This window comes from Microbacterium sp. SZ1, assembly GCF_002362255.1.
GTDB lineage: Bacteria > Actinomycetota > Actinomycetes > Actinomycetales > Microbacteriaceae > Microbacterium.
The window spans coordinates 51,673-66,172 of record NZ_LPVV01000040.1; the positions used below are offsets into that span (position 1 = coordinate 51,673).

A 14,500-nucleotide genomic window follows, 5' to 3' on the forward strand; every position below is an offset into this window, starting at 1 on the left:
CACGACTTTCAGATCGGTCTTCAGATCGGTCTGGTTGAGATGTATCATCCGAGTCATCAAGGATGACTCGGAGGTAAGCCGTTGTCAGCTGAGGAGAACGATGCCTCGCCGGAACACGAGAAGCACACTCTTGTTCTTGGTGAGGTTTCCCGCAAGCGCGTCATTGATCTTCGGATCAATGACGCGCTTCTGCGTGCGAGCGACATCACTGGAACCCTTGACGGCCTACAGATTCCCGACGGAACTCCGTTCCTCGCGGAAGCGAACGGAGAGGTTGAGCTGCTTCGTTTCGTCAACGCATACCTGTTGGACGCCGCGCAGCAGCGTGCGTACCCCTTAGGCACGTTGCGAACTCAACATGCGGCGGTGTTCCGCCGTCTGCTTGAGCGGGTCCGAGATAAGCGCGATCCGTGCGCAGACCTGATCGATGTCACACGCGAGGACCTCTTCGAGTACCGCGACCATCGCAGAAGCAGGTTGCAGAGCAGTTCCTGGAACAGCGAACTCAGCATCATTTCGAACTTCTTCCGCTACGCGCGCGAGAAAGAGTGGATAGCGCGAGATCCTGTGGCTCGGTGGGGTTCCACCGGCCGCGTAACTATGAAAGCCAAGGAGCAACACGTCAAACGAATCCGCTTCTTGACGGAGGGGCAAGCGCGCTTCTTCCTGGAAGCGGGATTGCGAGGCGACGGGGCGGCTCCTGAGGCGCGAGTGACTTTCCCAGAACGTGACTACGCGTTCGGTCTAACACTGGTCTCGACCGGATTGCGTCGACTCGAAGCTAGTTTGCTGCTCGAGGCAGAAATCCCCAAGTCCGTCGACGCAAGCGGCGTCCATGTGTTCTGGCGCGTGGGGAAGGGGGATCGCCCTCGAGAGATTTGGGTCGCCGAGGCCGTTGCTACCGCCATTGATCACTATCGGCTCATAGAACGCGAGTACGTCGTCCAGCGAGCTCAACGCGCACTTCGGAAAGCGAAGCGCGACGGCAGACTAGTGATGGCTGAAGTTCTCGAACGACATGGCGAGCCGAGGTTTCGAATCGACGGAGTCATGATGCGAGCGGAACAGATTGGCGATGACCTACGCCGACATGCAGTACGCGTGCGACCTGACGGCATGCTTGATCCTTTGGCTCTCTTCGTTATGCAAGGTGGCCGTGGACCATCTCTAAAACGGTTCAACGCGACGTTCAACGAGGCCAGCGAGCGTGTCGCTCTCTTTGGCCCGCACCGGGACTCTCCACCTGCGCACCTCAGCGTCACCCCGCACATCATGCGACATACTTTCGCCGTTCGTATGCTCGCTGCGCTCATGCGTCACGGCCGTGAGACTGCCGGGAACCCGAACCTCCACCTGACTCACCCTCTACTTGTCGTGCAAGAACTGCTTGGCCACGCTCGAAGGGACACGACCGAGCTCTACCTCCATCACGCTCATCGTTACTCGGATCAAGTTCCAAACGTCATTCGGGACGCTGCAGTTCGAATGGTCTCGACGAATGCGTGAAGAGTTCGTTGTGGAGTGGTTCCCTCCCGCTGGCCCGAGGCGGTTGCGGCTGGTCCCAGCAAACCTTGGTGCACCTGAGCTTGCAAGAGAACTGGCTAGTTCGTGGGTGGCCCTATGCCGAGAGTACATCTCGCCGGTGAACATTCTGAGAACGGCCATTCCAAAGTTCTGCGCAATCGTTGCTCGCCAACCCGGCTTCGACGCGTCGACTGACGGCATCGAAGCTCTTCGTCGTCGCCACCTCGATGCGTGGGAGCGAGAGCTGCTTGATGAGCAAGCAAAGAAGAAAACAGAGCAACCCTACCGTTTAGCCGTCTTCCTTTCAGCATTTCTTCGCTGGATCGAAGACGAACAGCCAGGAAAACTGCATCCAAGCGTCGTAGAACGGGTCAGGGAGAAGACGCGGCTCTCACTCGTGTCGTCGAACCCGTTGCAGGACTTCTCAAGACGCGAGATGTTTCTAATGCGAAAGGCCGCGAGGGAACTCACCCACCAAGATCGAGAGAGTTGTGATCCTGACGTTCTCGTAGCATTGCACGTCCTCCTATCCGTGGCGACCGGTCAGCCGCCCGAGGTGTTGCGCGTGCTTACGGTTGACGACGTCGTCGCATCGACTACCGACCCGCGGGGCGCCGACATGGATACCGCCGTTCTGGCTGCTTCAGGGCTGGCGACGAGTTACGCAGTCACGATCTTCAAGCTGCGTGCGCACTCGGTAGACGAAGAGGTCTACACGCGCAAGCATGATCGTCGCGTTGTCAGTCTGTTCGACGACTTGATCTCACGAACGAACACGCTTCGGCAGCAGAGTGGACTCCGTTCTCTCTGGCTCACTCGAGGGCGAACCGGTGAGATCGAACGGCACGATTGGAGCCGACCTCGGCTCTCAACGTGGTTGTTCCGTCACGTCGAGGAACCTGTCAGTCGCAACCACGACTGGAGACGTATAAGGAAGTCAGCCATCGCGAAGGACGTGATGGACAACACCGATACCTTCCTCGAATTGCAGCATCGACATTCGCCGTCAACTTTCTTCGGACGATATACCGCGAGCCCTGACATGCGCGCCCACATGGGACGCCTTTGGGGCAGAACTGCCGCTGAGATGTTCGACCGAGCCGTCGGCCCCGCAGTGGTTGTAGGAGGAAGCCCTGTGCGACTGGACGTGGCCACCCAGCAAGCCCGTCCGATTGAGTCCAAGTCGGTCCCACGGGCATACGAGGGAGCACTCACGGGATGCGCAGCGCCTGAGCAGTCCCCGTACGCAGACGAGGGCGAGACATGCCCTGTAGCGCGCGCGGGGAAATGTTTCACTTGTCCCAACGCGGTAATTACCGAAGCCCACCTCCCTGCGATGATCCTCCTCAACGAAGCCTCTGACCCGGAAGCAGCCGGGCGTCTCGACACGTGGACCTCGCTGTGGCGAGACATACACCGCTCGACCGCAACGATGCTCACTCTCTTCCCGGCGAAAAGTGTTGACGAGGCCCGCAGACGCACGTCCGAGGTGCTGGTTGATCTGGGCATACGACAGGAACTTCGAGGCGATGATGAGAAGTAGTTCGAGGCACATCGTGGATAGCGCGGGAAAGGTCGCGGTCCGCGCGTCAGACTACGTCCATGATGACATGCCGGACGGACCGCGATTTAGCGACAACCGTTGGGATTGTCAGTCGATCCGGCGCCAGGGCTTCGCGACCCGTTATCTCAACTTCGAAGACATACCCTCCGGCTACCGCCCCGACGTCAAGCTGTTCCTTCTCTTTCAGGGGCGACCCCACCACTCACACGCCGTGAATGCCGGAGTTGTACTGCGAAGGAACCCCGCGCCGCTCGAGGCGATGGTCGCGCAGCTCGCCCGTTTTTCTCTCATAACGAGGTGGGGAGAAGCGAACAAGTTGGCTTCGTTCAAGCAATGGTCGCAGAAGCACGCAAACGCCTACATCGAGGACCTCCGAGCTGGCAAACATTACGCAAACGGGCAGCCGAACGGCCCCAGTTCCGTCCGCGCCCATGCCACTCTCCTCCAACAGTTGCGCGTGATGGCTCCGGCGGCTCCCAATCCATTGTCATTCAACCCTTGGTTCGGTTTGACGGGAGCTGAAGTTGCCGGCGATGAGCCGGACCTTGAGGCGAGGACTCCGCCGCTTCCTCGCGAAGAGACATGGGAGCCGCTGCTTGCTGCATCGGCCTTCGTCATCTTCGAGTGCAAAGACACGATTCTTCAAGCCCATGCAGCGCTACGTGATAGTCGGACGTCGCCGGAGATGGGCAGAGGCTTCTCCGGTCGTGATGCCGTCAACGTCCTTGAGGCGTATCTCGAGGGAGGAGGACGAGTTCCGCTGATCACGGCTTTCGGGCGCAACAAGAAGCGTACGCGGGGCGCCCCAAACCTAGCGATGCTTCGCAGGAAGTTGAACCTCAGTGAAAACATCACGAAACCATCTCATCGGGCCTATAACCCAGAGATCCGTCGAACGATACAGAGAGCAGTCGATGAGGGTCAGACTGAATACGGTGGCCTAGTGGAATGCGCGCCTGATTCACCGTTCGCCGAGATCGGAATGGATGAGGCAGAGTACTTGCCTAGTGTGCTACGCGCCGCGTGCTATGTGATGATCGCAAGCTTGTCCGCGATGCGCGACAGCGAGATTCAAGCGATCCGACGCGGCTCGGTAAACCGTGACCTGGACGTGCCGGAGATCTCCTCGATCACGTTCAAACACGCAGGTGTCTTCGGGCGGCCCAGGACTTGGTGGATCCCCGAAGTTGTCACACAAGCGACAACGGCCCTCGAGCAATTGACGGCCACCAATCGGGTGTTCGCTCGCAGTGGTCGACGAGGAGACGGCGGGGAAGACGGCGAGTACAGGGCGCAACGCGATATCAGGAGACTGATCGACTTCGCCAACAGTCCTCCTGAGAGGCGTCCAGGGAGAGGCCGGGAACTTCACCTTTCGCCGATCCGGCTCACGCCCGGTCACACCATCAATGCGATGTCATTACGGCGGTCGTTCTGCGTCTATGCCGCGGCCTACCCCGGAATGGACATTGGGATTGGCATCCAGTTAGGACACGCGTCATTGAGGGTCACCGGCAACTACACTCGCGACCGTCATCATGTCGCGAGTGCAGTACTTGACGACGAACGCGCCAAGGTAGTTCGTCGGGCGGTCGCCGAGCTGGTCTATTCAGAGGAGGCAATCGGCGGTCCGTCAGGAGGACGGCTGATGGAGCTGCGCGCTCAGGTGGTGGCCGATCCGGCTCGCGCCGCGTTGCTGATCTCGCGCGCTGCCGAAAACTATCACCTCGGGGCGACAAACGATTGTGCACATCGGGAAGAGACAGCTGCCTGCGGTCCTGGCGGGCCTAAGCTCGCCGACCGGTTCTGCGCAACCGGAGCCTGCCCGAACGCAGTGGTGCACGCCAAACATGTAGCTGTGCTGGACCATCAGATCGCGAGAGCCGACGCACTCCTCGATACGGACGGCCTTCATCCTGGGTTCGAGAAGAACGTGCGCAGCGGAAGGGCAGGAATGGTCAAGCTGCGAGACGAGATCACCGGGCCGCCTGACGAAAGGAACGATTGATGTCCATAAAGCCAGCCGCGGTAAGCGACGACGTGTTCGAGCGAGTGCTCGCAGCTATCGAGGTGATGGCTGGCAGTGCGACCCTGAGGCGGACGAAGAGAGAGATCGAGAAGGTCGCGGGCTTGGCGCATGCCACGGTCGCCCGCGCTTTCGCCCAGGACTTGCGTGAACCCACACGCTACGCCATCAATGAACGCTTCAACGCGCTTCAGGGCGAGACCGGTGGTCTGTCGGCCGAGGGGGTTGAAGAGCGCAATAAGGATGAACAATTAGAGCAGGGTAAGGAGCGCATCAAGGTGCTGGAAGGTGAACGAGCGGTTCATCTACAGACGATCTACGCGCTGTGGCTGGCTTCCCAGCCCGACCAGTCCGCGGCTCCAATTGTCCGGATCAAGCGGCCGCGCTCTCCGAACCTCCAGTAGCAGCACACTCGAGACCCTCTGCTCAACGATAACCGGGCAGGGGACGGGGCCCGAGGCAATGCCAATTTCTCTGCTGTCGGACTCGGTCGGGACCATCAGTGCCGCGCCTCTGAGTACTCTCGACCTGAAGGACCAGGTGTGCCTTGCGCGCCGAGGGGAAACCCGCGCGTCCCGCATGCCGCTCAAGTCCCGATCCAGTAACGTCAGAATTTCTGGGTTCGGAGTACTGGGGGAAACGATGACTGACGCAGTGATCGAGGACGACTACGCGACGTCATCTGATGCGCTTCTGGACGGTGGGTACGCGCTCATTGGGGCGGTGCACAATCTGGTGAAGGCGCAAGGCGCTGCCACAAAGCGGGATCTCCTTCTGGCTGCTGCGACACACAGCCTGCGAAGCGGTGACAAATCTGCAGGAGAAGTCACCGCGGTCGTCAGCCAAGTCTGGCCGGGCGCACGGACTGATGAAGCCTCGGTGGGAGAAGCGCTTCTGGTCGGTCAGGAACTCAACCTGTTGCAGCCGAAAAACGGGCTTGACGGAACTGAACTTTGGGGTCTGACCGCCAATGGTGCTGACGACGTCGACCGTCAAGTGGCCTGGGTCGCATCGGTCAAGGCCTCCGCAGCGGAGGAGCTGCGCTCGCGAGCCCTCGCGGACGCGGGCAGGGACATCTCACGTGAAACCGCGGAATTGTGGCTCGAGCGCATTGTCGGAGCGCTAGTCGTGGGTATCACTGCCTCGCAGGACGCGTACCTCGGCCAGGTCGAGCACCTGGTGACGAAGCGGCTGGCGCCGCGCGGCATCCATCAGAAGACGGTGCTCGCTGAGATAGCCCGGGTCGATGCGGATCCAGATGTTGTGTCGTTCTTGCAAGCCTGCGCTATCGCAGCGCTTGACCCCCTCGATCCATTCGGCGCGGAGATCGTCAGTCACATCACAACCGGTTGCGTGCTCCATTCGTACGTGGCGGGGAGGGACTCTGCCGCCGTTATCGAACGTCTTGGGACGCCAGCGGGTCAACGGGCCATCATCGACACACCGGTTCTCGTCGATCTCGTGGGCCCGGCGCGCGTGAGCATTCCGGCAGCCACGACCATTCGTGCGGCGGTGGCTGCTGGATGGGACGTTGTCGTAGCGGATCACACCATTGAAGAGCTGGACTCGTTGATGGAGCGCGAGATCCCACGAATTAAAGAGAGCCTTCACGAAGCCCATGACCGCGGGGTCCGCGCCGAGTGGTACGCCTCATTAGTCGAAGAGCAACTGCCGAGCTACTGCATCGAGGCAGTCAAGGAGGGGACGTACACCAATCTTGACCAGATGGTGGACGCTGCTCAGAGCATCGCAGATGTCCTGAGCGAGCTCGGCGTGGTGGTGCGAGCGCATTACAACGAGAACGACATCGTGCGAGTGGAGCGTTGTCGCGCCGCACTCGAGAACGACCTAGAACAGACGAACTCTGGACGCTCGACGAGCGCTATTCAAAGAGACGCAGACACCATTGCCATGATGTGGCGACGGCGTCGTCGAGAGGCGAATGGCAGTGCCTGGTCTGGTGGATGGGTGATAACGCCGGACCGCCACATGTCGGCGGCGTATCGGGCGGTGGAGCGCGCCGATGCCGTCTCCCTGACACTCTCGTTGGCGCAATGGTCGACTCTTCTCTCAGTGACGGTGCCTCCTGCGGAGGTCGTGGACCTTGCAGGAGCGGCCGCGCGCCAACTCGTCGACGAGGCCATGTGGTTGCTTCCGTCTCGCTTCCCTAGTGACGTAGCTATGGACTTGGCACGGCAGATCTCTCCCGACCGTGGGGGATCGGAGTCGGATCTCCGCTACATGCAACTCAGTTTCGACACGGCGCTACGTGCGGATCCGAATCGCTCGGCCACATCCATCGCGGCCGAAGTTCTCGAGGGGAGGAACCAGCGCAGAGACCGGCAGAGTGCGCTGAGCGTTGAGCGGGCGAAGCAATCGGAGGCGGATGCGCTCCGCAACGCTGACGCCGCACGGCGCGAGGCGAGCGAGCAGCGCAGACTCGCCGACTCCGCGGTTGCGGACTCTGTGACCTCGAGGCAAGAAGGGCAGCAGCTCAAGGATGAACTCGCATGGGCTAGGCAGCGCACGACCAGGATCGTCGTCGTGTTCAGCGCAGGGTTCGTTGCGTCGCTGGTGTGCATCGCGCTGGTCATCCTGAACGCCGGGCTTCTTCCGCTCCTTAGCGCGCTGGCGGGACTCGCTGTTCTCGTCGTCGGCGGTATCAGATGGTGTCAGAAGTCGGATGCGAAACTCCTCCCGATACTCATTGGCGCCGGCTTTGAGGTACTCGGCCTAGCCACAGGGCTTCTTGGCCTTGTTGGCTCCGACCTCAGCTCGCTGGGCTAGCCGGTATCACGACCGAGGCGCAAACACGGGGGCACACTCACACGAACATCGCAAAGGCTACGGGAAGGACACCTGATGCCTCTAGGAATTCCAGCACTCGTTTCACTCGCAACGTCGATGCACGCTCAGCCAGGTGTCTATGCGCTGCTCCTTGGATCGGGCGTGTCTACCGGCGCTGGCGTCCCGACGGGATGGGGCGTGGTCACCGAACTGGTCGCGCGTACGGCGGCGCTCCAAGGCGGCGATGAAGGCGCAGCGCAGGCACGCGCGGATGCCGAGGCATGGTGGTCCGAACACGGCGAAGGCGAGCTCGGGTACTCGACTTTGCTCGAGCAGCTCGCGCCCACGGCGGCGGCCCGGCAGGGGCTCCTTGCAGAGTTCTTCGAAGGCGAAACCGCAGACGGGGACAGACTCGTCCCGAGCCGCGCTCACCACGCCATAGCCCGGCTTGTGGCGCGGGGTGCTGTACGTGTGATTATCACGACGAACTTCGACCGCCTCATGGCGCAGGCGCTGGAAGCCGTCGGTGTGTCCCCGCAGGTCATCGCCCGACCGGAGGCCGTCAACGGCATGATGCCACTCGCTCACGCTTCCGCCACGGTCATCAAGTTGCATGGTGACTAAAAAGATCTCGGTTCTCGCAACACTCCCGACGAACTGTCGACGTATCCGGAGGAGTGGACTCGGCTTCTCTCGCAGGTATTCGAAGAGTACGGACTGCTTGTGTCTGGTTGGTCCGCGGAGTGGGATGAAGCGCTCGTGCATGCGTTGGAAGAGGCGCGTCATCGGTATTCGCTCTTCTGGGATGCTCGCAGCTCCCGAAAGGAGAACGCTCAGCGCCTACTATCGGGACGACGCGGGGTCACCATCCCGTCGAGCAACGCCGACGTCCTGTTTACCGAGCTTGCAGAGGATCTCGATGCGTTAGACCGCATGAGCGCTGCCCCGCTCACGACCGCTCTCGCCGTTGCACGTCTGAAGAAGTACCTACCGGACCCCGCACGCCGCATCGACCTCCACGACCTTGTAATGAGCGTTGTCGATGAAGTTGTAGAGGGGATCAAAACCCAAGTGATTACCGGCGGAGGTGCGACCGTCACCGGTGCCGATCTGCAGTCCGTATGGGATGACCGATTCCGATCCATGGAACGACTCGCGCCTCTCCTCATCGAAGGCGTGTGGCACGATTCAGACGGCCGCCATGATCAACTGTGGCAGGACGTCGTTCAGCGCCTCGTCGATGCCGCCGCGGTTTTCGAGCAGACCTTTAACGAGGGCTACCGGGGTGCGCGACGCATTCCCGCGCTGGTCGCACTCGAGGTGCTGTCCATCACGTCAATGCGTCGCGGACGCGAGGACCTCCTACCTACGCTCACAGACAAGATTGAGGTCGTCGACCGCTACCGCGACACCGAACCACAGGACTGCGTGCATTTCCTCCATTACGCGCGCATCGCGGACGACAGTTGGGTCAGTGCGATGCCGAGATGCGAGGAAACTCGCTACATGTATCCAGTGAGTCACGTTTTCTCGTTGGAGACGCGTCGCTTCTTCCAGGATCTCCTCGCCGACGACGAGGCTTTCAAGGCTGCCTTCTACGGCTTCGAGTATCGCCTTGGCCTCCTCCAATCTCTTCGGCCGCGCGGCTACCGGGCAATCTCTGGGGACTACGTGGGGGAGTGGCAATGGCTGGCCGAGATGCCCAACGCCGAGACGCAGTTCCGTCGTGACTTGGAGAGAAGCGGACAAGGCAGGTGGGCCACGCTCCTGGAGCGCGACGGAGTAACGCTTGATGCCGCTCTGATCTCGCATCGTGAAACGCTTGAGCGCTATCGCCGCTACTAGGTAGATTCGGGATCGGTGTCCGAGCGCCGAGTTGACGCGTCAGGTCGGATGACAACGCAAGCGCGAACTCCTGTGCAAGTACTGTCGGTATGGTCGCGCTGGACCATCCCGAGCCGCCGACGTTTCCGCCCTCGTTAGCGCCGGCTGAACGTCACGTTCGACATCCCATCCTTCGGGAACCAGGACGGCGGCTCGAGCCTCAGCAGGAAGTTCGAGTCGCGGTGGAAGAGCGCTGGTCGCCGCCGCCGTGCTTCGGGAGGGCATCGAGCGTCGAGATCGGTGTCGTCGTCGAATCGAGGATGGTCAGGTGGGGGAAGACCTGCTGCGCGGTGAACGACACCGCGTCCCATGCCCGGAGGCCGAGCTCGTAGGCCAGGTCCAGGATGACGGCAAGATGTGCCGCCGTGTACTCGAACCGAAGATCGCCGGCGGTAGGTCGAACGGCATCCGCGTTCACACGCTCGACGAGCGAGCAGTACTTGCTGATCTCTTCGGCGTGGACGTCCGGCAAGAGCTCGTCCATGCCGTCGACCCTGTGCCGACGAACGGCAAGGCTTCGCGGTCTCCGTCGTCGAAGCCCGTAGAGCGGTACCTCGTCGAGGGTGAGGAATGGGGGAAAAGGGTGATGTTGACGCGGGCGGGACAGCCGACTCATCCGCGCCCCTCGGCCTAATTAGGAACACGGCGGACATGGGTCGAAACGGATTCCGGGCGGTGAAAGTGAGTGTCCTTATCAAATTCCGGTTGATGCTTGAACGAGAATGAAGGCGCGATCTATCATCGTCGTATGGCGATGATAGAACGCTCGTTCAGCAGCTTGGACTCAGAAGCAACCGATGCCTACGCACATCTCTTCCATGCCTTCGCGGATCCCACAAGGCTTGCTATCGTCCAACATCTTGCCTCGGGGGAGCACCGAGTGCGTGACCTCGTCGAGCACATGGGCTTTGCCCAGTCGACCGTGAGCAAGCACCTGAGCTTCCTGTCCGAATGTGATCTGATCTCCGCCCGCCCCGATGGGCGCGCGACCTGGTATGCGCTGGTCCACCCCCGGGCGGTGCGCGATGTGATGGTGGCGGCGGAAGCGCTCTTAGGAGCAACGGGCAAAGACTTTGCGCTCTGCGCGCACCTCCGTAGCGAGCATCAAGGAGAAAACTGATGGGTGCAGGACACGAGCACGGCCCCGCTCTGACGGATGAGGGCATGCCCGGCGACTACCGTCGTCGGCTCTGGATCACCTTCATCATCACCGCAGCAATCGTGACGGCCCAGGCCGTCGGTTCCGTCATCACCGGTAGCTTGGCGCTGCTCACCGATACGGCGCATGCGGTCACCGACGCCTCCGGTCTACTGGTCGCGCTTATCGCAGCAACTCTGATGCTGCGGCCTGCAAGCGCGAAACGCACGTGGGGCTTCCGGCGGATCGAGGTGATTGCGGCGCTTGCCCAGGCGGCGCTGTTACTCGCGGTAGGCACCTATGCGGCGATTGAAGGGATCCGACGCCTGTTCGAGCCTCCCGAGGTGCCGGCCGGCGAGCTGCTTGTCTTCGGTATCATCGGGCTCGCCGCCAATATCATTGCAATCGTCGTCCTCGCGTCCAGCCGTGGTGCCAACTTCAACATGCGCGCGGCTTTCCTCGAAGTCCTCAACGATGCGCTCGGCTCGTTAGGGGTTATCGTCGCGGCAGTCGTCATTGCAACGACGGGATTCCAGCAAGCTGACGCCCTCGCTGGCATCCTTATCGCTGCACTCATTGTCCCGCGCGCCTTCGTCCTGATGCGAGAAACCGGCGCCGTCTTGATGGAGTTCACGCCGAAAGGATTGGATCTCGAGGACGTCAGAGCGCATATCCTTCGCCAGAAGTACGTCGTTGACGTACACGACATTCACGCCTCCACGGTTGCTACTGGGCTCCCGACATTGAGTGCCCACGTTGTTGTGAAGGACGAGTGCTTCGAGGACGGTCATGCTATGCAGGTGCTGAGCGACGTTCGAGAGTGCGTTGCGGAACACTTCGACGTCGCCGTCACTCACTCCACGTTCCAGCTGGAAACCGAGCAGGTGAAAGACGGAGAGTCCGCTTCGACCCGGCACGCGTAAAGGACTGCAGACTCTCTCTTTGCGAGGCGTCTGTCCGAAGCGAGGATCCAGGCATCCGATCTCTTGCTTGGCCCAGCGTCCTCGAGTGCAGATAGAGGATCGCGCTCGGGCAATCGCCTACGCGAGGACGGGCCGCGCAGCTGAAGCCTTCTGCGTTGCGGGTCCGGTTCGTCGGGCGGCGCGGACACCGTTGAGGATCACAATGACCTCAGCCACCTCATGGACCAACACCACACCCGCCAGGCCGAGCACGCCGAAGAGGGCCAGGGGGAACAGCACGATGATGATGGCCAGGGCGAGAGCGATGTTGACGGTCATGATGCGGCGTCCGCGGCGGGCATGGGCGAGGGCTGCGGGGATGAGGCGCAGGTCGTTGTCGGTGAACGCGATGTCGGCGGACTCGATGGCGGCGGCTGAGCCTTTCACTCCCATGGCGATGCCGACGGTGGCGGTGGCGAGGGCGGGGGCGTCGTTGATGCCGTCGCCGACCATCGCGGTCGGGCTCTCGGCGGCGAGTGACGAGATGGCAGCCGCCTTGTCCGCGGGGAGCTGCTCGGCGCGCACATCGGAGACGCCTGCCTGAGCGGCGAGGGCGCGCGCCGTCCGCTCGTTGTCGCCCGTGAGCATGACGGTGCGGATGCCCTGCTTGTTCAGCAGGGAGATGGTCTCGGCCGCTTCGGGGCGCAGTTCGTCCCGCACGCCGATGAGGCCCGATACCTGACCGTCGGTCTCGACGACGACGACGGTCATCCCGTCGCCGGCCATCTCGTCCGCGGGCCCGGCGAGATCGCCCAGATCCGACAGCCATCGCACGTTCCCGACCCGCACTCGGGTCGGGCCGACGCGACCGGTGAGGCCGTGGCCCGCGTCTTCGACGACATCCGTCGCCGCGAAGATGTCAGAGGCGGCGCGGGTAATGGCGGCGGCGAGCGGGTGGGTGCTGGTGTTCTCGAGCGCGGCGGCGAAGGCGAGGATGTCCTCGCGGGAGCGTCCCTGGGCGGTGGCGACGGAGACGACCTCCGGCTCGTTGCGGGTGAGGGTGCCGGTCTTGTCGAGCGCGACGGTGCGGATGGTGCCGAACTGTTCGAACGCCTCACCGGACTTGATGACGACACCGAACTTCGACGCCGAGCCGATGGCGCTGATTACGGTGACCGGCACGGCGATGGCCAGCGCACAGGGCGATGCGGCGACGAGCACCACGAGAGCTCGCTCGATCCACAGGCCGGGATCGCCGGCGATGAACCCGAACCCGGCGACGAGCGCGGCGATGATGAGCACGGCCGGCACGAGGGGGCGGGCGATCCGGTCGGCCAGACGTGCACGCTCGCCCTTGCGGGCGTGCGCCTGCTCGACCAGCTCGACAATCTGCGTCAGGGAGTTGTCGCGACCGTCCGCGGTCGCTTCGATCCGCAGCGTCGCGGCGCCGTTCACGGATCCTGCGGGGACCGCATCGCCCGGCCCGACCTCGACGGGGATCGACTCGCCCGTCACCGCCGAGGTGTCGATGCCGGAGCGGCCCTCGACGACGACGCCGTCTGTCGCGACGCGTTCTCCGGCTCCGACCACGAGGATATCCAGTTTACGGACCTCGGCAGCGGGGATCGTCACGTCTCCGCTCAGGCGCGACACCCGAACCGTGTCGGGGATCAGCGACAGCAGGGCGCGTAGGCCTTCTTTGGCCCGGTCCATTGCCCGGTCCTCGAGTGCTTCGGCGAGGGAGAACAGGAAGGCGAGCGCGGCCGCCTCTCCGATGTGCCCGAGGGCTACGGCACCGATGGCGGCGATGGTCATCAAGAGGCCCACGCCGAGGCGCCCGCGTGCCAGGCGGCGGATCGCGCCGGGCACGAAGGTGTAGGCACCGGCGAGAAGCGCGACCGACTGCAGCACGAGCGCGGGGATCGGGAACCCTGTCCACTCGGAGAGATAACCGGCAAGCAGCGTCACTCCGCCGATAGCGGAGGGAAGTAGGGCGGTGTCGCGCCACAGCGGCGGTCGCACCTCGTGCTCGGCTTCGTCGTGCTCGCTTTCAGTCCCGGCGGGCCCGCAGCATGCATCGCCCTCGTGGCGTATGGACGATCCATGTGATGCTCTGGCCGTCGGTTCGGGGCCGCAGCACGCGTCACCGGGCGCAGAAGGCTGACGCAGCTCGAGTCGCCGAATGGTCTTCGTGGGGCGTGCGTCGTCGGGTCCGCAGCATTCCTCGCTCATCGGTTCTCCTCTACGTTCGAGTCGGCCGGTGCGCAGCACAGGGGGACGTCGCAGTTTTCGTCGGTGCACGGCTCACCGTCGTCGACTGCGAGCACAGTGTTCACCAGAATCGTGATCGCCTTCGTCACGTGTGGATCTGCGATCTCGTACCGCGTCTGGCGTCCTTCCGGGGTCGCGACGACGATCCCGCACCCGCGCAGACACGCCAGATGATTCGAGACGTTCGTGCGGGACAAGCCCAGCGATTCCGAAAGGCGAGCCGGATACGCCGGCCCAGAAAGGAGTTCGAGCAGAATCCGCGAACGAGTCGGGTCGGCCATCGCCCGCCCGAGCCTGTTCATCACGTCGAGACGGGAAGCAATGGTCAGCATGCAGTGACTATACATCACCCACTGACATATGCTCGTTGTCGACCGTCCGAGGTCGGCTAAGTGCGTTGAGGT

General features: G+C 62.5%; 12 protein-coding genes. 9 read left to right on the forward strand and 3 right to left on the reverse strand.

What is annotated here, in order from left to right:
• Positions 1-81: 81 nt before the first annotated feature.
• From AUC47_RS16580 to AUC47_RS14325, 7 genes are all read left to right on the forward strand, one after another.
• Complete coding sequence (locus AUC47_RS16580) at positions 82-1,506, forward strand: tyrosine-type recombinase/integrase (protein WP_143740744.1); 1,425 nt, start codon at positions 82-84, stop codon at positions 1,504-1,506.
• Complete coding sequence (locus AUC47_RS16585) at positions 1,499-3,067, forward strand: hypothetical protein (protein WP_143740745.1); 1,569 nt, start codon at positions 1,499-1,501, stop codon at positions 3,065-3,067. Before AUC47_RS16580 ends, AUC47_RS16585 begins: the two co-directional genes overlap by 8 nt.
• Entirely contained in the window at positions 3,021-5,096 is a 2,076-nt protein-coding gene (locus tag AUC47_RS16590; RefSeq protein ID WP_143740746.1) for a phage integrase family protein, read from the forward strand. The genes AUC47_RS16585 and AUC47_RS16590 overlap by 47 nt, the downstream gene beginning before the upstream one ends.
• Entirely contained in the window at positions 5,096-5,518 is a 423-nt protein-coding gene (locus AUC47_RS14310; RefSeq protein WP_096715865.1) for a hypothetical protein, read from the forward strand. The genes AUC47_RS16590 and AUC47_RS14310 overlap by 1 nt, the downstream gene beginning before the upstream one ends.
• 238 nt (positions 5,519-5,756) lie before the next feature.
• Positions 5,757-7,901, forward strand: coding sequence for a hypothetical protein (locus tag AUC47_RS14315; protein ID WP_143740747.1), 2,145 nt, complete (start codon positions 5,757-5,759; stop codon positions 7,899-7,901).
• Between the two features lie 198 nt (positions 7,902-8,099).
• The gene (locus AUC47_RS14320; protein WP_096715867.1) at positions 8,100-8,525 is read left to right on the forward strand and encodes an SIR2 family protein; all 426 of its coding nucleotides are present in this window, start codon (positions 8,100-8,102) and stop codon (positions 8,523-8,525) included.
• A 99-nt stretch (positions 8,526-8,624) separates the two neighbouring features.
• Positions 8,625-9,746 carry a hypothetical protein gene (locus AUC47_RS14325; protein ID WP_143740748.1) on the forward strand — a complete coding sequence of 374 codons (1,122 nt, stop codon included), beginning with the start codon at positions 8,625-8,627 and terminating at the stop codon, positions 9,744-9,746.
• A gap of 199 nt (positions 9,747-9,945) precedes the next feature.
• Here the strand turns inward: AUC47_RS14325 and AUC47_RS14330 are convergent, their stop codons facing one another.
• Entirely contained in the window at positions 9,946-10,269 is a 324-nt protein-coding gene (locus AUC47_RS14330; RefSeq protein WP_096715869.1) for a hypothetical protein, read from the reverse strand.
• Between the two features lie 228 nt (positions 10,270-10,497).
• On the opposite strand from AUC47_RS14330, the gene AUC47_RS14335 reads away from it, so the two are divergent.
• Both AUC47_RS14335 and AUC47_RS14340 read left to right on the forward strand, forming a co-directional pair.
• Positions 10,498-10,905, forward strand: coding sequence for an ArsR/SmtB family transcription factor (locus AUC47_RS14335; protein WP_256999596.1), 408 nt, complete (start codon positions 10,498-10,500; stop codon positions 10,903-10,905).
• Positions 10,905-11,846, forward strand: a complete 942-nt coding sequence (locus tag AUC47_RS14340) for a cation diffusion facilitator family transporter (protein WP_096715871.1) — start codon at positions 10,905-10,907, stop codon at positions 11,844-11,846. The genes AUC47_RS14335 and AUC47_RS14340 overlap by 1 nt, the downstream gene beginning before the upstream one ends.
• Positions 11,847-11,963: 117 nt before the next feature.
• On the opposite strand, the gene AUC47_RS14345 is transcribed toward AUC47_RS14340, so the two are convergent.
• Complete coding sequence (locus AUC47_RS14345; RefSeq protein WP_373557871.1) at positions 11,964-14,057, reverse strand: heavy metal translocating P-type ATPase; 2,094 nt, start codon at positions 14,055-14,057, stop codon at positions 11,964-11,966.
• The gene (cmtR, locus tag AUC47_RS14350; RefSeq protein WP_096715873.1) at positions 14,054-14,428 is read right to left on the reverse strand and encodes a Cd(II)/Pb(II)-sensing metalloregulatory transcriptional regulator CmtR; all 375 of its coding nucleotides are present in this window, start codon (positions 14,426-14,428) and stop codon (positions 14,054-14,056) included. Before cmtR ends, AUC47_RS14345 begins: the two co-directional genes overlap by 4 nt.
• Positions 14,429-14,500: the final 72 nt, after the last annotated feature.